This window comes from Paraburkholderia domus, assembly GCF_905220705.1.
Taxonomy (GTDB): Bacteria; Pseudomonadota; Gammaproteobacteria; order Burkholderiales; family Burkholderiaceae; genus Paraburkholderia; species Paraburkholderia domus.
The window spans coordinates 168,979-193,458 of the sequence record NZ_CAJNAT010000004.1 but is presented as its reverse complement, the minus strand read 5'-3'; the positions used below and the strand labels follow the sequence as shown (position 1 = coordinate 193,458).

22 protein-coding genes and 1 pseudogene are annotated in these 24,480 nt (G+C 60.3%); 17 read left to right on the top strand and 6 right to left on the bottom strand.

Going from position 1 to position 24,480, the window contains the following annotated elements; genetic code table 11:
- Positions 1-9 precede the first annotated feature (9 nt).
- From KHO31_RS11105 to KHO31_RS11070, 8 genes are all read left to right on the top strand, one after another.
- Positions 10-1,200 (top strand): acyl-CoA dehydrogenase family protein, encoded by a 1,191-nt coding sequence (locus KHO31_RS11105; protein ID WP_201074810.1) that lies wholly within the window; start codon positions 10-12, stop codon positions 1,198-1,200.
- On the top strand, positions 1,197-1,640 hold the full coding sequence (locus KHO31_RS11100) for an acyl-CoA thioesterase (RefSeq protein WP_201074559.1): 444 nt from the start codon (positions 1,197-1,199) through the stop codon (positions 1,638-1,640). The genes KHO31_RS11105 and KHO31_RS11100 overlap by 4 nt, the downstream gene beginning before the upstream one ends.
- Positions 1,637-2,032 carry a RidA family protein gene (locus KHO31_RS11095; protein WP_201074558.1) on the top strand — a complete coding sequence of 132 codons (396 nt, stop codon included), beginning with the start codon at positions 1,637-1,639 and terminating at the stop codon, positions 2,030-2,032. Before KHO31_RS11100 ends, KHO31_RS11095 begins: the two co-directional genes overlap by 4 nt.
- A gap of 76 nt (positions 2,033-2,108) precedes the next feature.
- Entirely contained in the window at positions 2,109-3,749 is a 1,641-nt protein-coding gene (locus tag KHO31_RS11090) for an AMP-binding protein (protein ID WP_201074557.1), read from the top strand.
- An 88-nt stretch (positions 3,750-3,837) separates the two neighbouring features.
- Positions 3,838-4,515: a glutathione S-transferase gene (locus KHO31_RS11085; RefSeq protein WP_201074556.1), complete on the top strand. Its 678-nt coding sequence runs from the start codon at positions 3,838-3,840 to the stop codon at positions 4,513-4,515.
- A gap of 180 nt (positions 4,516-4,695) precedes the next feature.
- Positions 4,696-6,192, top strand: coding sequence for a DHA2 family efflux MFS transporter permease subunit (locus tag KHO31_RS11080; protein ID WP_211623308.1), 1,497 nt, complete (start codon positions 4,696-4,698; stop codon positions 6,190-6,192).
- Between the two features lie 130 nt (positions 6,193-6,322).
- On the top strand, positions 6,323-7,156 hold the full coding sequence (locus tag KHO31_RS11075) for an AraC family transcriptional regulator (RefSeq protein WP_201074553.1): 834 nt from the start codon (positions 6,323-6,325) through the stop codon (positions 7,154-7,156).
- A gap of 280 nt (positions 7,157-7,436) precedes the next feature.
- Positions 7,437-9,104, top strand: a complete 1,668-nt coding sequence (locus KHO31_RS11070) for an alkaline phosphatase family protein (RefSeq protein WP_201074552.1) — start codon at positions 7,437-7,439, stop codon at positions 9,102-9,104.
- Between the two features lie 208 nt (positions 9,105-9,312).
- Here the strand turns inward: KHO31_RS11070 and KHO31_RS11065 are convergent, their stop codons facing one another.
- Positions 9,313-10,224: an AraC family transcriptional regulator gene (locus KHO31_RS11065; protein ID WP_201074808.1), complete on the bottom strand. Its 912-nt coding sequence runs from the start codon at positions 10,222-10,224 to the stop codon at positions 9,313-9,315.
- Positions 10,225-10,390: 166 nt separating this feature from the next.
- Between KHO31_RS11065 and KHO31_RS11060 the strand changes: the two genes are divergently transcribed.
- From KHO31_RS11060 to KHO31_RS11025, 8 genes are all read left to right on the top strand, one after another.
- A complete protein-coding gene (locus KHO31_RS11060) occupies positions 10,391-11,224 on the top strand; it encodes an oxidoreductase (RefSeq protein ID WP_201085609.1) in 834 nt (277 codons plus the stop codon).
- Between the two features lie 41 nt (positions 11,225-11,265).
- Complete coding sequence (locus KHO31_RS11055) at positions 11,266-11,436, top strand: hypothetical protein (protein WP_201085666.1); 171 nt, start codon at positions 11,266-11,268, stop codon at positions 11,434-11,436.
- Positions 11,437-11,766: 330 nt separating this feature from the next.
- Complete coding sequence (locus tag KHO31_RS11050; RefSeq protein WP_236071206.1) at positions 11,767-13,680, top strand: SMP-30/gluconolactonase/LRE family protein; 1,914 nt, start codon at positions 11,767-11,769, stop codon at positions 13,678-13,680.
- A 274-nt stretch (positions 13,681-13,954) separates the two neighbouring features.
- The gene (locus KHO31_RS11045; protein WP_201074550.1) at positions 13,955-15,217 is read left to right on the top strand and encodes an ABC transporter substrate-binding protein; all 1,263 of its coding nucleotides are present in this window, start codon (positions 13,955-13,957) and stop codon (positions 15,215-15,217) included.
- 131 nt (positions 15,218-15,348) lie between these two features.
- Entirely contained in the window at positions 15,349-16,218 is an 870-nt protein-coding gene (locus KHO31_RS11040) for a branched-chain amino acid ABC transporter permease (protein ID WP_201074549.1), read from the top strand.
- Entirely contained in the window at positions 16,215-17,174 is a 960-nt protein-coding gene (locus tag KHO31_RS11035; protein ID WP_211623306.1) for a branched-chain amino acid ABC transporter permease, read from the top strand. Before KHO31_RS11040 ends, KHO31_RS11035 begins: the two co-directional genes overlap by 4 nt.
- Positions 17,175-17,232: 58 nt before the next feature.
- Positions 17,233-17,982 carry an ABC transporter ATP-binding protein gene (locus KHO31_RS11030; protein ID WP_211623304.1) on the top strand — a complete coding sequence of 250 codons (750 nt, stop codon included), beginning with the start codon at positions 17,233-17,235 and terminating at the stop codon, positions 17,980-17,982.
- Positions 17,983-18,108: 126 nt separating this feature from the next.
- Positions 18,109-18,819, top strand: a complete 711-nt coding sequence (locus KHO31_RS11025) for an ABC transporter ATP-binding protein (protein ID WP_211623302.1) — start codon at positions 18,109-18,111, stop codon at positions 18,817-18,819.
- Positions 18,820-19,681: 862 nt separating this feature from the next.
- Here the strand turns inward: KHO31_RS11025 and KHO31_RS11020 are convergent.
- From KHO31_RS11020 to KHO31_RS11010, 3 genes and pseudogenes are all read right to left on the bottom strand, one after another.
- Complete coding sequence (locus KHO31_RS11020; RefSeq protein WP_211623300.1) at positions 19,682-20,542, bottom strand: PhzF family phenazine biosynthesis protein; 861 nt, start codon at positions 20,540-20,542, stop codon at positions 19,682-19,684.
- Positions 20,543-20,695: 153 nt separating this feature from the next.
- A pseudogene (locus KHO31_RS11015) lies at positions 20,696-21,611 on the bottom strand (NAD(P)-dependent oxidoreductase).
- Positions 21,612-21,722: 111 nt separating this feature from the next.
- Positions 21,723-22,091 (bottom strand): antibiotic biosynthesis monooxygenase family protein, encoded by a 369-nt coding sequence (locus KHO31_RS11010; RefSeq protein WP_201074539.1) that lies wholly within the window; start codon positions 22,089-22,091, stop codon positions 21,723-21,725.
- Between the two features lie 95 nt (positions 22,092-22,186).
- On the opposite strand from KHO31_RS11010, the gene KHO31_RS11005 reads away from it, so the two are divergent.
- The gene (locus tag KHO31_RS11005; protein ID WP_211623298.1) at positions 22,187-22,663 is read left to right on the top strand and encodes a MarR family winged helix-turn-helix transcriptional regulator; all 477 of its coding nucleotides are present in this window, start codon (positions 22,187-22,189) and stop codon (positions 22,661-22,663) included.
- A gap of 92 nt (positions 22,664-22,755) precedes the next feature.
- Here KHO31_RS11005 and KHO31_RS11000 read toward each other — a convergent pair whose 3' ends face one another.
- Both KHO31_RS11000 and KHO31_RS10995 read right to left on the bottom strand, forming a co-directional pair.
- Positions 22,756-22,986, bottom strand: a complete 231-nt coding sequence (locus tag KHO31_RS11000; RefSeq protein WP_201074535.1) for a hypothetical protein — start codon at positions 22,984-22,986, stop codon at positions 22,756-22,758.
- 133 nt (positions 22,987-23,119) lie between these two features.
- Positions 23,120-24,421: a UDP-N-acetylglucosamine 1-carboxyvinyltransferase gene (locus tag KHO31_RS10995; protein ID WP_211623296.1), complete on the bottom strand. Its 1,302-nt coding sequence runs from the start codon at positions 24,419-24,421 to the stop codon at positions 23,120-23,122.
- Positions 24,422-24,480 lie beyond the last annotated feature (59 nt).

The window sequence follows — 24,480 nt, the reverse complement described above, 5'->3', positions numbered from 1 at the left end:
AACAACGATATGGATCCGCACAGCGCGCTGGCCTGGCCTTTTTTCGAGCCACGCCATCGCGAACTGGCTAAGGGTGTCGAAGCATGGTGCCTCGCGAATCTTTCGCACGTCGAGCACGATGACGTCGATGCGACCTGCCGCCGCCTGGTCCGTGAACTCGGGTCGGCGGGTTGGCTGAAATACGGCGTCGGCGGCGTTGCTTACGGTGGCCACGGTGACACGATCGACACACGCGCCGTGTGCCTGCTGCGAGAAACACTCGCCAAGCATTCCGGTCTCGCGGATTTCGCATTGGCGATGCAAGGGCTCGGCTCAGGCGCGATCTCGCTCGGTGGCACGCATGAGCAAAAGACGCGCTACTTGCCGCGCGTGGCGAACGGCACCGCTATCGCCGCCTTCGCTTTGTCGGAGCCGGAAGCGGGATCGGACGTCGCCGCCATGTCCCTCTCAGCGCGTGAAGACGGTGACTTCTACGTACTCGACGGCGACAAGACGTGGATCTCGAACGGCGGCATCGCCGATTTCTACGTCGTGTTCGCCAGAACCGGCGAAGCGCCAGGCGCGCGCGGCATCACCGCCTTTATCGTCGACGCCGACACGCCGGGCCTGGAAATCGCCGAACGCATCGACGTGATCGCGCCGCATCCGCTAGCGCGTTTGCACTTTGCCGGCGCACGCGTGCCGCGCAGTCAGATGCTCGGCGCGCCTGCCGAAGGATTCAAACTCGCGATGCGTACGCTGGATATTTTCCGCACGTCGGTAGCGGCTGCGTCGTTGGGTTTCGCGCGCCATGCAATGGCAGAAGGCATCTCGCGTGCGTCGTCGCGCAAGATGTTCGGACAGACGCTCGGCGATTTTCAGTTGACGCAAGCCAAACTCGCACAAATGGCATTGACGATCGACAGTAGCGCGTTGCTGGTCTACCGCGCGGCCTGGCTGCGCGATCAAGGCGAGAACGTCACGCGCGAAGCCGCCATGGCCAAGTGGCACGCAAGCGAAGGTGCGCAACAGGTGATCGACGCCGCGGTACAACTCTATGGCGGCATGGGCGTGCAAAGCGGCACTGCCGTCGAGATGCTGTATCGCGAGATTCGCGCGTTGCGGATTTATGAAGGCGCGACTGAAGTTCAGCAGTTGATTGTCGGCCGCGACCTCCTGAAGGCTCACGCCGCGGAAGTCGCCAAGGACGCAGCGAAATGAACACGACCTTCGAAAGACCGGTCCGCATCCGTTTCTCGCACTGCGATCCGGCCGGCATTGTGTTCTTTCCGCAATATCTGGTGATGACCAACGCGTTGGTCGAAGACTGGTTCAACGAAGGCATGCGGATCGACTATGCGCAGATGATCGCGCAACGCCGTGTCGGCTTGCCGATCGTCAAACTCGATTGCGAGTTTTCGCGGCCGAGCCAGATGGGTGAAACGATCACGTTGGCACTCAGCGTCGTGGCAATTGGACGGCGCTCGATCAGCATCGACATCCTCGGCTATTGCGGCAACGAAACACGTTTTCGCGCGAAACAGGTGCTCGTGACGACATCGCTCGAAAGCGGCACATCCATCGACATTCCCGCCGACATCGCGAGCGCGCTCGCGGCGTTTGCTCCACAGCCCGAATCCACTGAGGCGAATCGCTCATGAAAAAAGCTCTCCTTCCCGCAGGCTGGATCAAGCCGCGCGGCTATGCGAACGGCGTCGCTGCAACCGGCACGCAAGTGTTCATCGCCGGCCAGATCGGCTGGGACGAACAGGCGCGTTTCCAGACCACCGACTTCGCATCACAAGCCATTCAGGCGCTCAAGAACGTGCTGGCTGTGCTGCATGAAGCGGGTGGCGCACCCGAGCATCTGGTGCGCCTGACGTGGTACGTCACGGACAAGCGCGAGTACCTCGCCTCGCTGAAAGACATCGGCCGGGCGTTTCGCGAGTTGATCGGCGACTACGACATCGCCATGAGCGCGGTGCAGGTCGTCGCATTGATCGAAGACGAAGCCAAGGTCGAAATCGAAGCGACGGCAGTGATCCCCCAGTAAGCGCTCGAAATACGAAATACCTAGCCACCCAGCCAACCGAAGCGCATTCAGCCGGCTCAACGCCCGGGAGACAATGATGGAACCGTCAGCACACGTCGATACCTTCGCGCGCGACAATCTTCCGCCGCAGGATCAATGGCCCGTCTTTCTGCTCGACAACCCGGACGTTGCTTACCCGGCGCGCTTCAATTGCGCGACGGAATTACTCGACAGAACGATCGAAGCGGGACATCGCGACCGTCCGGCGATCTGGTCGGACGTGGATGGGAAGCCGCAAGCGACCACTTACGGTGAGTTGCTTGCCTTGGTGAATCGCAGCGCGCACGTGCTGGTCGATGAAATGGGTTTGCAGCCGGGCAACCGCGTGCTGCTGCGCGGGCCGAACACCTTGCACATGGCAGTAACGGCGCTCGCCGCCCTGAAGGCCGGCCTCGTCGTCGTGCCCACCATGCCGCTCCTGCGTGCGAAAGAACTCAAGCAGATCATCGAGAAGGCGCAAGTCAGCGCCGCGCTATGCGACGCACGACTGACCGACGAACTCGCGCGCTGCACCAATCCGCAGGACGAGTTCTATTGCGCGGGCCTGAAACAAACGCGTCTGTTTCATGATGATTCCACCGATTCGCTCGACACTCTTGCGATCAACAAACCGGACCACTTCACAGCCTGCGACACTGCCGCTGACGACGTCTGCTTGATCGCCTTCACCAGCGGCACGACAGGCGCGCCGAAGGGTTGCATGCACTTTCATCGCGACGTCCTGGCGATGTGCGATCTGTTTCCGCGTCATGTTCTGAAACCTTCATCGGACGATGTATTTTGCGGCACGCCGCCGCTCGCCTTCACATTCGGCCTCGGCGGCTTGCTGTGCTTTCCTCTGCGAGTGGGTGCGTCAACGGTATTGATCGAGCGGCTCACGCCCGAGACCTTGCTGCAAACCGTCGAGCGCTTTCACGCGACGATCATGTTCACCGCGCCGACGTTCTACCGGCAAATGGCACCGCTCATTGCGCATCATGACGTTTCGAGCCTGAAGAAAACGGTCTCGGCGGGAGAGGCGTTGCCGGATTCGACGCGCCGTCTATGGCACGACGCAAGCGGCATCGACATGATCGACGGGATCGGCGGCACGGAACTGATCCATATTTTCATCTCGGCGCAAGGCGACGCGATCCGCCCGCATGCCATCGGTCGCGCGGTGCCGGGCTACGTCGTGCAAGCCGTGGACGACGCCATGCAGCCCGTTGCGCCCGGCACGATCGGCAAACTCGCGGTACGCGGGCCGACTGGCTGCCGCTATCTCGCCGACGAGCGGCAAACGCGGTTCGTACGTGACGGCTGGAATCTTCCCGGCGACTCGGTCTATCTCGACGAAGACGGCTACGTGTTTTATCAGGCGCGCGCCGACGACATGATCGTCTCCGCCGGCTACAACATCTCCGGGCCGGAAGTGGAAAGCGTGCTGATGCAACACGATGCGGTAGCTGAGTGCGGCGTGATCGGCGTACCCGACGAGACGCGCGGACAGATCGTCAAGGCCTTCGTGGTGCTGAACCCAGGTTATACGCCTGACGACAAAATGGTCGCGCAACTGCAGGATTTCGTTAAAAATAGCGTGGCGCCGTATAAATACCCGCGCGTCATCGCTTTCATCGGGGCGCTGCCGCGCACCGAAACCGGCAAGATCAAACGCTTCGAATTGCGTACGATGACTTAGCCCATCAAGGAGCCCCTCTTTCCTGGAGCTATGCCTCGGCATAACGCCCCTATGATGTGACACTCCACAGGCCACCGTTTCCCGACCCATGCTGATCGTCCATCATCTGAATAACTCCCGCTCGCAACGCGTGTTGTGGCTGCTCGAAGAACTCGGCGTTCCGTACGAGATCAAGCGCTACGAGCGCGACGCAAAAACGATGCTGGCGCCGCCTGAGTTGCGCGCAGTCCATCCGCTCGGCAAGTCGCCCGTCATCACCGACGACGGCCAGACCCTCGCCGAATCCGGTGCAATCATCGAGTATCTGGTCGACAAGTACGGTCAGGGCCGCTTTGCGCCCGCAGCGGGCACGCCCGAGCGGCTGCGTTATACCTACTGGATGCACTACGCGGAAGGCTCGGCGATGCCGCCGCTGCTGCTAAAACTGATCGCCCTGCGCATCGCCGGCGCGCCAATGCCGTTCTTCGCCAAGCCGATTGCGCGCAAGATCGCGTCGACGCTGCAATCGAGCTTCATCGATCCGCAGTTGAAGCTGCACCTCGGCTACATCAATAACGAATTGAGCGCGACCGGCTGGTTCGTCGGCAACGATTTCACGGCGGCCGATGTTCAGATGAGCTTCCCGCTCGAAGCTGCCACCGCTCGCGGCGGCATGGAAGGGCAAATTCCCGCCGTCGTCGATTTCCTGAAGCGCATTCACGCGCGGCCGGCCTATCAGCGGGCATTGGAGCGCGGCGGCAAGTACGAACTACTGGGCGGGCATTGACGGCTCGCGCCGCCCAGGAATTCGTAGTTGTGGGTCAAAAGTCACGGGTGCTAGACTAAAATTTCCCATTGCCATCAACGGGTTGCCGACCGGGTTTCCGACTTTGTGCCGAGCGGCGGCACGTCCGGCATCCGCTTGCATCCGCTTGCGCCCGATTGACCACGGCAAAGGAGCCCCTGCATGACCCATTCCATCCACGGCAACAAACGCTGGCTGGCGCTGATCGTTCTGTGCCTCGGCGTGCTCATGATCGTGCTCGATACGACAATCGTGAACGTCGCGTTGCCGTCGATCGCCGCGGACCTCGGCTTTACCGAGACCTCGCTGGTGTGGGTGGTCAATGCGTACATGCTCACCTTCGGCGGTTGCCTGCTGCTTGGCGGGCGGCTGGGTGATCTCTACGGCCACCGCAAGCTGTTCCTCGGCGGCATCACGCTGTTCACGCTGGCGTCGCTCGCATGCGGCATGGCGAACTCGCAAGTTCTGCTGGTGTGCGCCCGTGCCGTGCAGGGTCTGGGCGGCGCAGTCGTCTCAGCCGTTTCGCTGTCGTTGATCATGAACCTGTTCACCGAGACCGGTGAGCGGGCGAAAGCGATGGGCGTATATGGGTTCGTCTGCGCGGGTGGCGGCAGCATCGGTGTATTGCTTGGCGGTCTGCTGACCAACCTGCTGAGCTGGCACTGGATCTTTCTCGTCAACTTGCCGATTGGCATCGCCGTCTACGCGTTGTGCGTCACGCTCCTGCCCTCTGCACGAGGTCATGCTCATGGTGAACGGCTCGACGTGGCCGGCGCGGTGACGGTGACGGCTTCGCTAATGCTCGCCGTGTACGCAGTCGTGAACGGCAACGAAGCCGGCTGGACCTCGATGCAGACGCTGGGGCTGCTGTTCGCCGCGCTCGCGTTATTGATCGCGTTTCTCGTTATCGAAGCGCGCGTGCAGCATCCGTTGATGCCGCTCGGTCTGTTCCGCTTGCGCAATGTCGCGACCGCCAACGTGGTCGGCGTACTGTGGGCGGCAGCAATGTTCGCGTGGTTCTTCATCTCCGCGTTGTATCTGCAACGTGTGCTCGGCTACCAGCCGTTGCAGGTCGGACTCGCGTTTTTGCCTGCCAATCTGATCATGGCGTTCTTTTCGTTGGGCCTGTCGGCGCGCGTGGTGATGCGCTTCGGACTGCGTCTTCCGCTTGCTGCCGGGCTGCTTGTCGCGGCATGTGGCCTTGCGCTGTTTGCACGCGCGCCGGTCAACGGCAGCTTCGTGTTCGACGTGCTGCCGGGCATGCTCCTGCTCGGCTTCGGCGCCGGCATCGCGTTCAATCCCGTGTTGTTGGCCGCCATGAGCGACGTCGATCCGAGCGATTCGGGCCTAGCGTCCGGTATCGTCAATACGTCGTTCATGATGGGTGGCGCGCTCGGCCTCGCGGTGCTCGCAAGTCTCGCTGCCGCGCGCAGCGATGCGATGCAGGCTTCCGGGAGCGCTACGGCGGCCCTCAATAGCGGCTATCACCTGGCGTTCCTGTTCGGTGCGATCTTCGCAGCAGCGGCGGGTGTGCTGGGCGGTTTGCTGCTGCGCCCCGGGCAACCTGGCGGCGCCGATGCGGACGCACACGGTCACGGCACATCAGCATCCGAACATCCTCGCTCCAGCGGCAACGAGGCAGCGACGGAAAACTATTGATCTGCGCGCGGCGTATTCGAAGCATGCATACGAAGGAGTTCATTCGCGGGCTGTTGCAAAACCGCAAGCGCGATCAAATGCGCCGGATCGCGCCTGGCTATGCTGGCTTCATGCAGACATGAGAGCTGATATGAACCCCGTTGGAAAAGCGCTCTGGTTTATCGAAAGCCATTTTGCCCGCGAGCTGACGCTCGATGACATCGCAAACTGCGGATGCGTGTCGCGCTTTCATCTGGCGCGCGCTTTCGAAGCGGCCACCGGGCTTTCGGTCATGCGCTATGTTCGCGCGCGCCGCCTGAGCGAAGCGGCACGGCGCCTCGCCGACGGTGCACCCGATATTCTGACAGTCGCCATCGACGCCGGTTACGGTTCTCACGAAGCATTCACGCGTGCGTTTCGCGAACAATTCGGACTCACGCCCGAAGCGCTGCGCGCGTGTGGTCATCTCGACAGCCTTGCCATCGTGGAGCCGATCAAAATGGACGAAACCCCTTTCACGCATCTGGAACCGCCGCGTTTCGAAGACGGCAAACCGTTTCTCGTCGCGGGCCTGAGCGAGCGCTACACAAGCGAAACCTGCGCCGCGATTCCTTCGCAGTGGCAGCGCTTTGGCGACTATTTCGGCAAAGTGCCGGGCCAGGTCGGCAACGTAGCGTATGGCGTCTGCTACAACGCCGACGACGCCGGCAATATTGACTATCTGTGCGGTGTCGAAGTCAGTGACTTTTCGGCATTAGCTACCGAACTAAGCCGCTTGCGCATTTCCCCGCAGCGCTACGCAGTGTTCAGCCACCGCGAGCATATCTCGACCGTGCGGCGCACCTGGAACACGATCTGGAATCAGTGGCTGCCGGCATCGGGACATATCCCGGCCGATGCACCGAACTTCGAGCGCTATGACGAGAAGTTCGACCCCGTCAGCGGCATGGGCGGGCTCGAAATCTGGCTGCCGTTGAAGGCTTGATTCCGGGTACGGCCGGCTTGCCCGGCCGCACCTTCCGATCGTAGGCACGCAAGCCCGGCTCAACGGCCGCAGACGGCCACACCCCTGACGCACCACCGGATCACCCAATGCTTAAGGAAACATTAAGTCATACATATTATTACGTGTTTTTCCGGCCTGTAGCATGAGATGCTACGCGTTATGAAATCGAAAGCGTCAGTTCATCCAGACGACTCAATTGCACGGCACATTCATTCCCGATTACGAAATATTTCGTGACAACCTGAAAAAGGACGGGAAAATGAAGACGATCAGGAGATGGAAGCGTACGCAGAATGCCATTGGCGTGGGCGTTGCCTTGCTTGCCGGGCTGTACTCGGTGGGCGCAGCGGCGGGCGATGAGCACGATCATGAGCATGAGTCGGTAAAGCATGTGTTGCTGATTAGCTTCGATGGTTTGCATGAGCAGGACGTCGCACGCTGCATCAGTTCGAATGCGTGCCCTAATCTTGCGTTGCTGGCCAAGTCTGGTACGACCTACACCAACGCACACACACCGGGTCTTTCGGATTCGTTCCCGGGCCTCGCAGCGCTCGTCACCGGCGGCTCGCCCAAGTCCGCGGGCCTGTTCTACGACGTATCCTATGACCGCACGCTCTACGCGCCGTCGGATAGCACTTGCACCGGCAAGCAAGGCTGGAATGTCGTATTCGACGAGACCACGGGTATTGACGGCGAGAACGGCGGCGCCCTGACGAATCTCAACGGTGGCGGCGCGTTCAATCCGCAAGCCATCCCGCATGCGTTGGTCAATGGCGTCTGTACGCCCGTCTATCCGCACAACTATGTGAAGACCAACACGATCTTCGAAGTGGTCAAACACAATGTGAAAGGCGCTCGCACCGCCTGGGCAGACAAACATGCGTGGGGCTACGACTGGCTCAATGGACCGTCAGGCACAGGCGTCGACGATCTCTCGCGCACCGAGATCAATTCGATTGATCCGGTTACCCACACGTACTACCTCGACAGCTACACGCACACGGAAAAGTTCGACGATTACCATGTGCAGTCGCTGATCAATGAAATCGACGGCAAGGATTCGACAGGCCAAGGCACCGCCGACGTGCCTACCGTGTTCGGAGCCAACTTCCAGACCTTGAGCGTCGCCCAGAAGGCAACGGTGGCGACTGGCGGCGGCTATCTGGATGCGAGCTTCACGCCGGGTCCGCAAGTAACCGGCGCTATTGCGTATCTGGACAACGCATTGGGTCGCATCGTGTCCGAACTCAAGCAGCGCAACCTCTATTCGTCGACGGCGATCATCGTCACTGCGAAGCATGGGCAGTCCCCGACTGATCATTCGAAGCTGGTGAAGAACGGCGACACGCTTTCGAAGCTGCTTGAAGCAAGCAACTATCTGGATCCGAACGGAAATTTCGGGCAGAACAATACGAAGAGCGGCAACCTCAATGACGGAACGGGGCTCGTCGATACGGGTTTCGTCCAGACCGATGACGTCGGCTTGATCTGGTTGCGCGATCAGCGCCAACTGCCTAAGGTCGTGAAGACCCTGAAAGACAACCTGAGCTGCAACGCACCCGGCATTTGCGCGGACGGCCCGCAGGCGTACATTCTGTACGGCCCGCAGCTGAGCAACTGGTTTGGCGATCCGGCACGCGGACGCACGCCTGACATCATCGTTCAGCCGAACCCGGGGGTCATCTATACCTCGAGTACGGCCAAGGACGAAGAGCACGGCGGCAATGCACCCGACGACAGCCATCTCGGTCTCGTGGTTTACGTGCCTCACGCCCATCACGCTGGACGGACCAACGACGAGCGTGTGCTGACCACGCAGGTCGCGCCGACGATCCTGCGTTTGCTCGATCTGGAGCCTGAACTGTTGCACTCGGTCGCGATTGAAGGAACGCGTGCGCTGCCGGAGTTCGACCGCGAGCGCTTTTAGGCGGAGGGTTATGCTCTGCGGCTAGTGGAGCGTGCTACTTGACCGACGCGACGCGATTCGTTGGGACAGTCAACGATCTCGTGTCGTGTCGCTTGTCGAATGTGGCCGGCCAGGGGGCGTCCCTGGTCGGCCGCTTAGTTGTACAACGGACTCTTCGGACATCGAGCCGGCCGACGTGCATATAGGGGAAGCCGTCAATCGCCGGTCCTCAATGTGACGAGACGAACTTTGACTCTGGAAAGGCGGGAGGCAGCGCGAAGCTTTCCCGAAGGCGTTTCGTCTCTGCGGCAGGCGTTCGGCCAAAGAGTCGCTTGAATTCCCGATTGAATTGAGAGGGGCTGGCATAGCCGACAGCATGACAGGCCGCTTCAGCAGTCATGCTTTGGCGCACCATTAGCAAGCGAGCCTGATGCAATCGAGTGGACTTCACGTACTGCATCGGCGAAGTACTTGTGATGGCCTTAAAGTGACTGTGGAACGTAGGAACGCTCATCCCAGCCTGGTTTGCCAAACCTGGAAGGTCTAGCGGCTCTGCATAGGTCGCATGGATACGCTCCAGCGCTTTCCCAATCTTGCCGAATTGCCCTTGCATCGCTAAAGCCGCGCGCATTGCGTTGCCTTGGGCGCCGGTGAGAACACGGAAATACAATTCACGTACCAGCCCCGGACCCAGGATTGCGGCGTCAAGTGGCTGGTTCATTGCCTCCAGGAAACGCAACACAGACGCTCGCATCGACGCATCCATTGGACTCGACATCATGGTCTGCGGCACGTCGCCCGGCGATGGCAAACCATGCTGACCTATCTGAATCATGAGCTCGGCCGCCACCTGAAAGTCCAGATGCAGGTACAGGGCCAGAAGCGGACACTCGGGCGTCGCGTCGGTCTCCATCGTGAAGGGGACCGGCACCGCGACGGCGAGATAGTGCTGCTCGTCGTACACATAGACCCGGTCACCCAAAAATCCCCGTTTTCTACCCTGGCAGACGATCACGATGCCGGGATCGTATAGCACCGGCGTGCGAGACAACGCCCGGTCGGAACGCAGGATACGCACATCGCTCAACGCAGTCAGGTTGTAGCCTTCCCGCGGAGCGAGCGCGGCCAGCAGGGACACCATGCGGCGTTGGTCACGTGCGCTGGCAGACGGGACATGTTGATCAATGCTCTCCTTGCGGGCTGCTTTGCTCATAGAAATAGGCAATAAAGACAGATAATTTGACCTGATTTTCATGGAATATTCAGAATAACATGCAACTCTCCAAACCAACCCAGGAGCGTTCGCAATGCCTTCAACCAAAACCATGCTCATCACCGGTGTCAGTAGCGGCTTCGGACGCGCATTGGCCGAAGAAGCACTCGCCGCGGGGTATCGGGTCGTCGGCACGGTACGAAGCGAGCAGGCAAAACACCGCTTTGAATCGCTTGATTCCGCAAGCGCATTCGGTCGAGTACTTGATGTAACCGACTTCGATTCAATCGACGATGTCGTCAACGACATTGAGGCAAACGTGGGACCACTGGACGTGCTGGTGAACAACGCCGGCTACGGTCATGAGGGCGTCATGGAAGAGTCGCCGCTTGCTGAAATGCGTCGGCAATTCGACGTGAACGTGTTCGGTGCGGTTGCCGTTATGAAGAGCGTGTTGCCGTATATGCGCGAGCGACGACGCGGACATATTCTCAACATCACATCGATGGGCGGCTTTATCACGATGCCGGGAATCGCCTACTACTGCGGCAGCAAATTCGCATTAGAGGGGATTTCCGAGGTCCTCAGCAAAGAAGTCAAGCCGTTCGGCATCCACGTGACCGCAGTGGCACCCGGGTCTTTTCGCACTGAGTGGGCCGGTCGATCGATGGTTCGAACGCCGCGCTCGATCCCGGACTACGATGCTCTGTTCGATCCGATCAGAAAAGGACGGGAAGAGAAAAGCGGTAGACAACTCGGAGACCCTGTCAAAGCTGCGCGTGCCATGTTGTCCGTTATCGAAAACGACGAGCCGCCATCGCATCTTCTGCTAGGCAGTGATGCGCTCGGTTTGGTCCGAGAAAAGCTCTCGTCACTCAGTGCAGAATTTGACGCGTGGGAAAGTGTTACCAGATCGACGGACGGATGAGCGCGCGTAACGCCGTATTTGGGAGCGGTGTGAAGCGGCTCATGACCAATAAACAGCGTCGGACGAAGGTGAGGAAATCCAGAACGGGCTTCTCCTTGCCAGGCCGCGATATGGCGACGCACAGCGGGAAGATCTGGAACTTCGCCGGCGCGGGCGCCACGACGCAGCGCGAACTGGTGTCGGAGATGGAGCGCCAACTGAAGACTCGGTAAGCGTTCAACCTGAGACATTGTTATAAATCTGGGCAACTTCGCCCGACGACCTGGCGAGCCCGGAAGTTCGGCAGTCGGCCGAGTCCAGTCAGACGCCCAACGGCCCCGAACTTCGGTAATCGGCCCTTGCCGCACCTCCGCTTCGCGAAAAATCACCCTCTCGCGGGCCACGCTTGCCACCCCGAACCGCTCAACCTTTTCCGCACTTCGCCGATATACCGATCGAGCGCTGCGTTGAATTGGACAGACGCGAGCTGAAGCGGCGAGCGGAGCATGGGCCAATCCGCAATCCCCGAAATCAGCTGCCTCAGGAGGGCACGCTTGCCGATCATGAAACGAATCTATGTCACGTTCCTCGCCGCACTGCTGATCGCTACACTTGCGCCGGAGTGCCAGGGACAGTACACCACCGACTGGGTGGCAAACACATTCGGGACCAACGCTACCCGTGTGGGTAGCGTCGCGCGTTCCATGTGGATAGCGCCCGAGGGCGTCATCTACACGGCTTCCATGTGGGACGAAAACGAAGGGGGTGTCGCGATATACCAGAACGGTCAAAGCCTGGGGTCCATCGGAGGTCACGGCGAGTTTCAGGGCAGCGCCATTACGGGTAATGCAACTTCGATCTTCGCCGCTCTGCAGTTTAATACCACGTACGGCAGCGGCGCGGTGGGGCGGTACAACCGAACCACTCAAACTCGCGACTTTTTCATCTCGGTCAGCGCGACAACGACTCAGCAGGTGGGTGATGTCATCACGGGACTCGCGACGTCAGGCTCGCTCCTCTATGCGAGCGACTTTCCTGGAAATCGCGTCCGCGTCTATACCACCGACGGTGTCTGGCGGCAGGATATCGCCGTCTCAGGCCCCGGCGCGCTCGCGGTGGACAGCGCAGGAAACATCTGGGTTGCGCAGAAGAGTGCCGGCGCGATCCTCGAATTCAATCCGGCCGGCGTGCTCGTGAATACCATCCAGATGTCCCTCGCCTCTCGACCGTCCTCGCTGTATTTCGATTCGTCGACTGGGTGTCTCATGATCGGCGACGAGGGCCCCGACATGAACATCAAGATCTACAACATTCTGGGTATTCCAATTCTGGTCAGGACATTTGGTATTCAGGGGGGATATCTCGATACGACAACGGGAATCAAAGGTCAGGTTGGCGATAAGCGTTTTACCCGCGTCACCGGCATCGGCAAAGATGCCGCCGGCAACCTGTACGTACTCAACAACCCGTGGGGCGGAAGCTGGGACCTTGGCCGTGACGGCGGCACCGACATTCACTCCTACGACAGTTTTGGCCACCTGCAATGGAAGCTTCAGTCGCTCAACTTCGAGGGGGTTGCCGCTCCGGACCCGAGTACTGACGGCGCGTACTTCTATGGAGGCACCAACATTTACAGCGGCACCGCTGGGGGAACCTTCGTAGCGAACACTGTCGACCCGATCGACTATCCGTCCGATCCACGCATCAACATCAACGATCGCTCACGGGATGAGCACTTCGGTCAACTTGCCGCCGTCGGAGCCAATCGGATCCTCGTAGCGTCCGGCCAGAATCCCGATACCTTTTACTTTTTCCACTTCAATGCTGCGAATGGCTACATCGCGATACCGGACGCCACGCTTCCAGGTACGGCGTTCAATGCGACCGCACCGGTCAGGGACGGATTCTGCCTCGACAGCAAAGGGGATGTCTGGGCCGGTTTGGACAAGACGAATGCCATTTGGCACTATCCGCTGACGGGCTTCGATGCCAACGGTCAGCCGAGTTGGGGAGCAGGAATTGCAACACCCATTCCGGGCACGATCACGCCGTTGACGCGGATCATCTACCTGCCCGAAAGCGACACGATGATCCTGGCACAGGGCATTCTCGGGAGTACGGACTGGACGTCGATCGGAACACGAATCGAGGTGTATCACGGTTGGCTCGCAGGCAACACGACCGTTCCCAATCCCGTGATCAATCTCACCGGCGCCAATCCCAAGTCGATCACGGCGGCCGGCAACTATCTGTTTGTCGGATACGTACACACTGTGCCCAATATCGATGCCTTCAATCTGATCACTGGCAGCCTGGACACCACGTTGATCAACAGCAACCCCAATACCGTGTACGTTGGCAATGACGTGGATTCGATGTACGGCCTTAGATCGTACCGTCGGTCGACTGGGGAGTATGTGGTCACGAAAGACAACTACAACGGGACCAGCGTCATCATTTATCGCTGGACACCGTGATCAAAAGAGCCGTCCAAATTCGTGCGTGCGACTGGCTCCCCGCGCGGCCGCCGCGCGGGTCTAGGGTGAAATCGACAGCAACCAAAGCGGAGATGATTGCGGGGGACGCCCCAATTTCGCTAAAGCGGATATCCGCTAGCCAGCCGGTGGGATAACGAGTACTTGTGGATCCTATCTAACAAGATCAAGATTCTATTAACCGGGGATGCTCACGCTTCGGTTAAAAATGCAGGTGTTTGACCGGTTCGACGTGAAGAAATAAGGGAGAACCCCTATGAAGACTCCGGGCCATATCCGCGCTGTTAGTCGACGTACGGTGCTCAAGGGGGCCGCTGCTGCTGCAGCGTTGCAGCTCGCCGCACCTTTCATCATCAAGGCACGCGGCGAGACGCCGTTGCGCATCGGCATGGTCGATCCGTTGACCGGCGCTTATGCTGCAGTTGCACAGAATGAAGTGATGGGCGCCAGGCTCGCCGTGCAACAGGTCAACGCCAACGGCGGCATTCTCGGGCGTCCCATTGAACTGCTGGTAGAAGACTCGGCGAACGACGTCGGCACCGGCGTGCAGAAGGCGCGCAAGCTGATCGATCGAGATCAGGTCACGTTCCTGATCGGAGATGTGAATTCAGGCGTCGCTCAGGCAATCGCCCAGGTGACCAACGAGAAGAAGGTGTTGCACATCGTCTCGGGCGGCCACACCGACACGATCACAGGCAGCGATTGCAAGTGGAACGTATATCGCGTCTGCAACACGACCAGCATGGAGGCCAATGCGGTCGCCGACCTCCTCTTCACCAAGTACGGCAAGAAGTGGCATTTCATTACGCCGGACTACGCCTACGGTCATACGCTGCAGAAGGCCGCGCTGGCGGATTTGCAAAAGCTCGGCGGCACGATGACCGGCAACGAACTCACGCCACTCGGCACGACCGATTTCTCTGCATACCTGATCAAGGCGCGCGCGGCCAACCCCGATGTTCTGCTGGTACTGCCGCAAGGTTCCGACATGGTCAACTGCCTGAAGCAGGTCGCGCAGTTCGGCATCGGCAAGCAGATGCACGTTGCCGGGCTTCAGCAGGAACTCGAATCGCTCGAAGCGATGCCGCCGGAGGCACGCGTCGGCATCTGGATGTTCGAATGGTACTGGAAGCAGCCGGGCGTCTCAGGCGTCGACAAGTTCGTCGCCGAGATCCGCAAAGTGAACAACGGCAAAGTCCCCACCGCACGCCACTGGTTTGGCTACACATCGGTTCATACGCTCGCCGCGATCGCCAACAAGGAAAAGAGCCTCGATGCGAAAAAACTCGCCGAAGCGCTCGGCGGGTTCGAACTCGCGGACGACGTCAAGCTGCAGCCCAACAAGTGCTACTACCGCAAGGGAGACCACCAGCTGATGACCTCCGCCTTCGTCGGCGAAGCGCTCTCTCAGCCGGCGGGCGACCCGGAGGATCTGTTCCGTGTCGATCGCGTGGTCGCCGGCGACAAGACAGCACCGCCCGAAGCCGCGACCGGCTGCAAGCTTCAGTGGCCGACCTGATCCCAAAGACGATCTCCGCGCGGTAGTGCAGGCAGCCGTTGGTATGAACCTGACACGCATGTGCGGCAACACAGCGACCCAGGCTGCCCGACGCAGCTCGTGCACGGGTTGCGTCTCGACATGAGCGGCCGATGACACAACTACTCCTCTTCAACGTCACCAACGGGCTGATCATCGGTGCGTTTTACGTGCTGATGGCGCTTGGCCTGTCGCTCATTCTCAACTTGAGCAACGTGATCAACTTCGCCCACGGCGGCTTTCTCGTGATCGGCGGCTACATTGCCTATACGATCACGCCGTATGTCGGGTTCTGGGGTGCATTGCTGATCGCGCCGATATGCACGGCCGTCATCGGTCTCGCCGTCGAACGGGTACTCATCCGGCGGGTCTACGGGCGCGATCCGCTCTACAGTCTGCTGCTGACGTTCGGCCTCGCCTTCATGATCGAGGACGGCACCCGCTTCATCTGGGGAGCGCAGGGCAAGCCTGTCACGATTCCGCCGGCGCTGGCTCAGCCCTTGAGCAACGAACTCTTCTTTATCACCGGCTACCGCCTGTTCATGGTCGGCACTGTCACCCTCGCGGTTGCACTGCTCTTCCTGCTGTTGCGCTACAGCCGGCTCGGCATACGGATCCGGGCCGGCACGCTCGACCTCGAGACCGTCGCGGCGCTCGGCATCAACGTGGGCAGGCTGCGCGCGCTCAATTTCGCCGCCGGCATCTATCTCGCAGGTCTGAGCGGCGTGCTCGCTGCGGGCCAGCTCGGGCTGGAGCCGACGATGGGCACCGGCCTCCTGATGCCGAGCTTCATCGCTATCATCGTCGGCGGGGTTGGCAGCCTCACCGGTACGCTGCTCGGCGGCTTGCTGATCGGCGTTGCCTCGGGCATCACCGCGGTATTCCTCCCTGCGGCGAGCGAGGCCATCATGTACGTGCTGATGGCCGTGGTCCTGCTGATCCGACCACGCGGCCTGCTCGGTGAAGAAGGCATGATGACATGAGCGAAACTCGCCACCCTCGCCGGCTCGTCGTCATCGCAGCACTCTGGGCAGTGCTCTTGCTGACGCCCTACTGGATGCCGCCGCTCGGCGGCTACACCGCGCTCGGCACGCGCGTGCTCGTGCTCGGACTGGCCGCCATGTCGGTCAACTTCCTGCTCGGTTTTACCGGTGTGCTGTCCTTCGGACACGCTGCGTATTTCGGGCTCGGCGCCTACGGCGCCGGCCTCGCACTGAAGTTTCTCGCGCCGAGCACGCCGCTCGCGTTGCTGTGCGGCACGCTGCTCGGCGGCATTGCCGGCACACTGCTGGGCGCGCTCATCGCACGGCGACGCGGTGTCTACTTCGCGATGGTCACCATCGCGTTCGGGCAGGTCTTCTACTACATCGCCTTCCAATGGAGCTCCGTCACCGGCGGCGACGACGGGTTGCGCGGCTTTTCGCGCCAGCCGCTCGATCTCGGCATCGCCCGGATCGACATCCTGTCGAACGCCAATGCCTTCTACTACTTTGTGCTGTTTTGCCTGGCGCTGGCGATCGGCGTAATGGGTTTCATCCTGCGCTCCCCGTTCGGACGCACCATGATCGCGATCCGCGAAAATGAGCAGCGTGCGCGCTTTCTCGGCATCCCCGTCGACCGGCATATCTGGATCGCCTTCACGCTGTCCTGCTTCTTCATGGGGTTCGCCGGTGCGCTCTACGCTCTCCTGAACAATTTCGCCGACCCGCGCGGGCTGCACTACAGCCAGTCGGGCGATTTCGTCATGATGGCGGTCATGGGCGGCATGCGCAGCTTGTGGGGGCCGTTGCTCGGCGCCGCGGTATTCGTCGTGCTGCAGGATTATCTTTCGAGCATCACGGTCAACTGGATGTCGTTCGTCGGCATGCTGTTCGTCGCGATCGTGCTGTTTTTCCCCCGCGGGCTGCTCGGCTTCATTCAGCACAGGAGCGACTCATGAGCGCCGCCCGGCCGCCCGAAGGCGCTCACGTCGCAGTGCATAGCACGAAGGCACGCCAATGACCGTGCTCGAAGTCAGGAACGTCAGCAAGCGCTTCGGCAGCCTGACCGCAGTGCGTGACGTATCGCTCACCGTCGAGAAGGGCGAATTGCGCGCTGTCATCGGGCCGAACGGCGCGGGCAAGACCACCTTCTTCAATCTCATCAGCGGCTTTTTTCCGCCGAGCAGGGGAACGATCGTGTTCGACGGACTCGACATCACGACGCTTCCTGCGTATCGGCGCGTTGCGGCCGGCATCGCCCGCACGTTTCAGATCACCGAGATTTTTCCCGAACTGACGGTATTCGAGAACGTGCGCATTAGTGCAGAGGTGACGGAGGGTTTTCGCCTGCGCCCGTGGATCAGCAACGCCGAGCGGGCGCGGGTTCGTCGTCACGTCGAGGAAACGCTTGAGCTTACGGGTCTTGCCGGTAAATCGCACCACCTGGTTGGAGAGCTTCCGCACGGCGACCAGCGGATTGCCGAGATCGCAATGGCGCTGGCGCTGCGGCCGCGCCTGCTGTTACTCGACGAGCCCACCGCCGGCATGGGCGATCAGGAAACTCACGAGATTACGCAACTCGTGCACCGCCTGCACAGCGACGGCAATTTCACCATCGTGCTGATCGAGCATGACATGCGCGTGGTCTTCCATCTGGCCGATCGAATCACGGTGCTCGACCAGGGCAGCCTCCTCGCCGAAGGCTCGCCAAAGGAGATCGCTTCCAACGAGGCCGTACAGGCTGCCTATCTGGGCAACGCAGCATGAGCGCCGCGCCGGACCGCTCCAAGCAAGCTCACACCGAAGTGCGAAGCACGGAGGTTGCCCCATGAGCGCCGCGCCGGACCGCTCCAAGCAAGCTCACACCGAAGTGCGACGCACGGAGGTTGCCCCATGACCGCCGCACTCGCCGCCGAAGGGCTGCATACCTACTACGGCAAGAGCCACATCCTGCACGGCGTGAGCCTGGAGGTTGCGGAGGGCCGAATCACGGCATTGCTCGGTCGCAATGGGGCCGGCAAGACCACGACCTTGCGTACCCTCGTAGGTTTGACGCCCGCGCGCCAGGGGCGCGTGACGATCTTCGGGGCGGATACCACGCGCTGGCCAACCTTCCGGATCGCCGCGTGTGGCGTCGGCTACGTACCAGAGGGGCGAAGAATTTTCGCCAATCTCAGTGTCGAGGAAAATCTGAAGGTCCCGCTGGAGCGCGGCGGACCGTGGACGATCGCGCGGATCTACGAGCTGTTTCCGCGCCTGGCCGAACGCAAGTTCAACCGCGGGCGCCTGCTCTCCGGCGGCGAACAGGAGATGTTATCGATTGCCCGCGCACTCCTGCTCAATCCCCGGTTGCTCATTCTCGATGAGCCATCGCAAGGCCTGGCCCCGCTGATCGTCCGGGAGGTGTTTCGAGTCGTGTCGCAGATGCGCGATGAGGGGATATCGGTACTGCTGGTGGAACAGAACGCACGCATGAGCCTCGAGATCGCCGACTATGCTTACGTGCTAGACGATGGCGGCATCGTGTATTCGGGAAATGCGCGCGATCTCGCCGCCGATGAACGCCGGGTACGAGCCCTAACCGGTGCCAGCGCGGAGCAGTGAACGCCCTCAGGGCAGGCTTGCCGTTCTCGGCGGCATCGCTGCAGCGTCTGCTCCTGGGCGAGATGCAATGGACACCCCTCCCAATCCCGATTGTCGACAACCCATGCAAGGATATCGAAAGATTACTGCTGGTGGGTCTTGCCCAAATTGCGCGCATTCATCGAGCACGATAAATACCAGAGCGCCGACGCGCCAGGCGACGTAAAAATTTCACGGGGGTCGCGAGAAAACTCGGTATAGTTCGAACGCGCGGGCATTTCGGTTGCCCCATTCTGACGGACGTCGACATGATTCCAATCGGTGCAGCAGCCTCACTTCTCAGCGGCGTGAGCAGCGCCGTTAGTTCCGGGCTGTCGAAGCTGACGGGTCACACGTCAGCGAGTGAATCAAGCCAGCCGAGTTTCGCGGCTCACCTGAAGACGGCAACGTCACAGAGCAGTCCTGGCAAAAGCGTCCATCATCTTCACGCGCATGGCGCGCTGAGCGCATTGGCGAATTCTTCGCCATCGCCGTCACAAACCGCTACGGGTTCCGGCACGACACAGGGCGTAACGGTCGGCTCAGTCATCAATATCAGCGCCTAAAAAATCACCGGACACCCACTGGGCACCGAAGAGGCTCTATTTCTTTCGCTCTCGTCGCCAGTACTGGAGGCGGCACTGCTGAAAGAGTTGCGTTACGTTGCGAAGGCTGGAAGATTCCGCTGACGTGCGTTAGGCACAGCGTCGCCCTCTAGCCAGAAAGTGGCCTCGCCAGCGGCCTCTGGGTAGCGCGGCCGCCGAATACGTGAGCCCCTTTGGGGCGGTTTGGGGCACCTGCAGAAATGTCTCAAAACGGTTATCAAGCAGTCGGCATGCCGAAGCTACAGGGTGATTGCACCTCGCCCAATCTCAATGACACGCCCGCCCACATGGATTTCACCGCTCTCGATCACTGAAAGCCGCAGCAGACTGGGGCGCCCTACCGCTTCGCCCTGTTCGATTTCAAATGCCGCCGGCAATTTCTCCCCGTTGGCGAGCAGCCAACCACCCAGGTTTGCGCAGGCTGAGCCCGTGCCCGGGTCTTCCGAAATACCGCCGCTTTGCTTTGCAAAGAAATAACGCGACAGCACTCTTCCCGGCCGGGCAGAATCAAACGCGAACACGTAGGCAGTTTTTCGACCGAGACTGCTTTGCGGCCAAATATCCAAACGCGCGCTGTCGGGCCGTGCACGGCGAACCGCATCCGTGCTGTTCAGCGCGACCAGTAACTGATCTGAACCTGTGTTGACCCATATGGGCGACGTAAGCAAATCGTCTTCGTTCAAGCCTAGTAACGATGCAATTTCTCTGTCGGTCAAGGTACAGGCTGCCGTTTTTGGCTTGCCTGCATGCGGTGCGGCGAAGGTCCACACGTCCTCGTGTGCGCTTACCGGTATAACGCCCGCCTTGAACTCAAGAGTGAGGCTGTCGCCAGTCTGGATGACGTCTCGCACTACGTGTGCCGTGCCGAGCGCCGGATGTCCAGCGAATGGCATTTCATAGCCTGGCGTGAAAATGCGAACCTGCGCACTTGCGCGATCCGAAGGTAAAACAAACGTCGTTTCGGAAAGGTTGAACTGAGCGGCAAGAGCAAGCATTGTCAAATCATCCATGCCCCTTGCATCTTCGAAGACGCACAGCGGATTACCACCAAAAGTCGATTCGGCAAATACGTTTAGCAGGCGGAACGTGTAGGTACTCATTCAATGGCTACCGTGGTGACAGATTGGCAAACGGCTATCGCGGCATACTACCCGAGCAACTGCCTCGGGATGTCAGTTGTCGCTCGTTTGTAGATGACCAGATGTCGCGCCGATATCGACTCGTACGCTAACCTCGTGCATGCGCGCGAAAGATCACGGATGCCGGCCTGTCGGTTCGCAAGCCCGCGAGCCATTCCCCCTCGCCTCGGTGCGTGCTTCGATCGCGTGCACGACGGCCGCCATGTCGGCCTGACCGTGGCCCAACCCGACGGTCTCGGTGTACAGGTCAAAGCAGACATCCAGCAGCGGCGAAGCGAGATTTGCATTGCGCGCCGCTTCGGCCGCGAGCCGGTTGTTCTTCAGCACGTCGAGGATCGAGGCCTGCACCGCAAAATCCTCGTTCACGAGCTTGTCGACCTTCACGCGCGATACGTTGCTCGCCATCGGCCCCGCGTCGAGCACTGCCTGGAATTGCTTCATGTCGAGCCCATAGCGCCGCGCGAGATGCGACGCTTCGGCAAGCGCGGTCACCATCGGAATCAGGAACGTGTTGACCGACAGCTTCATCAGAAGGCCCGTGGGCACCGCTCCACAGATCACCGTTTCGTGGCACATCGGCTTGAGGAGAGGACGCACTTCTTGGACGGCCGCCGGCTCGCCCGCCAGCATCGCCACCAGTTGTCCCGCTTCGGCCGGCTTGCGTGAGCCCGAGACGGGCGCCTCGACGTATCGTCCTCCCGCCGCGCGGATGTCGGCTTCGAGCCCGCGAATAGTCGGCCGACGTCGTCCCCATGTGCACGATCGTATGCTCTGCGACGTTCGTCGCGAAATCTGCGGTGTGGCGGCCGAGCACCTCATCGAGCGCCGTATCAGTCGCCATCATCAGGATGACGATGCGTGCCTGCCGGAAGACGTCGCTGGCGCTGTCTGCAACCTGCGCACCTGCGTCGCGCAACGCGACGCAACGTTCCGGGCTGCGGTTCCACACCATCAGTGCCGTTCCCGCACGCGCGAGATTGAGCGCCATCGGCTGCCCCATCACGCCAAGGCCGATGAATCCTACTTTCATGAGTGTCTCCGTTTCTTTACCGTTGCTTTACCGTTACTTATGGCCACGGGTCGGTGGTTCTGGTGCAGGAGCAGGTGCGCTTCCGAGATCGCGCCCGATGGTAACGCCCCACTAACCGACGCAAATACCTGGCACCGCAACCTTCTGGAACAGATGCGGCGAAGCGACCGCCGACGAAGGATACGCGGTGAGCTTCGCCCTGAATTCCGGATGGGCAAATGCCGCTCGAAAGTGAGCGGTAGACTCCCACACAGCATAGTTCAGGTACGTCGGACTTTCTCCGATTGCGCGATGAAGTTGTGTCGAAATGAAGCCGGGCTGCTGCTTCATAAACGCCGCATCGTCCTGCCAGACTTGGAGAAAGACCTGCTCATCGGCCTGATCCAGTGTGAAGACGTTGACCAGTACAACGGGGGCGGCGTCCGTGGCGAGTTGACGTTCGATCGGGAAAGAAGGGTCAAGTGGGCGCAATTGCGGCATAGTGACTCCGTTAAGTTGGCTGCACAGTGTCAATTTGACATGACTGATGTATAGTGCATTGACACTATGATGTCAATTTACTTCAATGGTGACAGATGCGTAAGATGAAAAGAACGCCTGCCGGCGAGACCCTGACGAGCTTCATACTCGATTTTTTCAGGCTGAATAGCCGGCTTCTGATCGCAGGCGATCGCCTCGTCGCGGAACTCGGACTCACGAGCGCCCGCTGGCAGATCCTTGGTGCAATCACCGCGGCGCAGCAGCCTCAACCGGTCGCGTGGATCGCTCGGGATCTGAGCGCCAATCGCCAAAACGTGCAACGAATAGTCAACGACCTGGAAGAGGACGGCTTAGTTAGATTCGAGGTCAACCCCCACCATCGCCGCGCGCAACTTGTCGTTTTGACGGACAAGGGGAGCGAGGCATTCGACGCTGCCATGAGACTTCAGGCCGCTTGGGTCAACCGCCTCTCTGACGGGTTATCTGTTGAGGACATCGAGGCAGCACACAGTGTCATGACGAAACTGCGAAAAAATCTGGAGGACAGCATGGAGCCTGACAATCTGGAGTGATTGCACTGCTCTCTTCATCGACATCATCGGCCCCAGCGTCTAAGGCCGGCCGTCCATCGTCTTCGCGGACGTTCGCGAGTGACAAGACGACATCAAACCACCTTGTCAGTAATGCGAACGTGCGCGTCGGTAATGTGGAACCCATACTTCTCGATGTCGTCCAGACACTCTCCCGAGTCGACGCCTGGGGTTGGTTTGTCCCGGCTCAGCTCCACTGACTTAAATGAAACCCAAGGAGCGAATTTTGCCGGCAGATTCGCTCCCGCTTCGTCTACCGTAAAGCCGAACACGCGACCAGGTCCCCGAAAAATATAGACAAGCATTTCGTACACTCCTGAGATGGACAAATACCTTTGCCCGATTTGGTACGGTGGCGGCTGCAAATCAATCTAGGACGGTTTCAACGCGGGCACTACATAGTGACGCCGTTCGGGCATCGCGTGAGGGCTTAGACAATCATTCGCTGCTGGTCCATTCCACGTTCGCGCCCACCGAGCGCAAATTTTCCACAAAATTCGGGTGGGCACGACGGATTGGCAGCGCATTCGTGATTTCCGAACGCCCCTCGATACTCGCGGCGACCATGAGCAGCGCAATTGCCACGCGAATGATGTACGGACTCTCGACTTTCGCGGGACTCAACGGAAGTCCGCCGAAAGTAATCAGACGATGAGGGTCCGACAGAAAAATGTGGGCACCGAACTTGGAGAGTTCAACGGACCACCCCATCGCTCCGTCATAGACCTTGTTCCAGAACATCGCGCTGCCTTCAGCCTTCACGCCGAGTGCAATGAAGATGGGGAGCAGATCGACGGGCAGATAAGGCCAAGGCGCCGCTTCCACCTTGGTGAGAATATTCTGGGTGAAAGGCCGGCGCACTCGCAATGGGCCTTCCCGGACAGCATGTGACCAGCCATCGCGATGCTCTACCTGCACGCCGAACTTCGCGAAGGTGCGGTCGATCAGCGGGAACTGCTCGGGCGCCGTGTTTCTGACCACGATGTCGCCGCCGGTGATTGCGCCAAGCGCGAGAAAAGTCGCGATCTCGTGGAAATCCTCACTGAACCGAAACTCGCCGCCCCCGAGTTTGCGGCCGCCGTCTACGCTCAAACGCGATGTGCCAATGCCGTCGATTGCGACACCCAGCATGGCCAGAAAACGGCAAAACTCCTGCACATGCGGTTCCGATGCTGCATTGACTAGCGTAGACGTGCCGCCAGCCGAAGCCGCGCATAGCACGAAGTTCTCGGTGGTGGTGACCGACGCGTAGTCCAGCCAATGATGATTGGCAACCATTTGAGTGGCTGCGCGCACGATCAGCGAGTCTGCCGTGCGCTCGACGCACGCGCCGAAACGCTCGAACACCTCAACGTGCGGATCAATTTCGCGGACGCCTAACGTACAGCCCTTTACATCGTTTTCCAGACGGGCAACGCCGAAACGCGCCAGCAACGGTGACACCAGCATGATCGAAGAACGCATCTCCTCAGGCAACCTGTGCGCGACGGGATCGAATGCCGTCGCGTGGTGATGCAAATCGAGGATGCCGGTAGCAAAGTCCATCGACACATCGCTACCGAGCGTGCGAAAAATCTCCAGGATCTTCTTGACGTCGGTGATTTCAGGTACGCCGATGAGACGTAGCGGCTGGTCGGTAAGCAGCGTGGCACAAAGGATTGGCAGGACAGCGTTCTTGTTGGCGGATGGCACGATCTTGCCGCGTAACGGGAGGCCGCCGTGTACGATCAGATTCGACATGTTCGGGAGGGGGGGTGAATTAGGAACCGAGGGCAACATCATGCCATTGGACGGCGCGC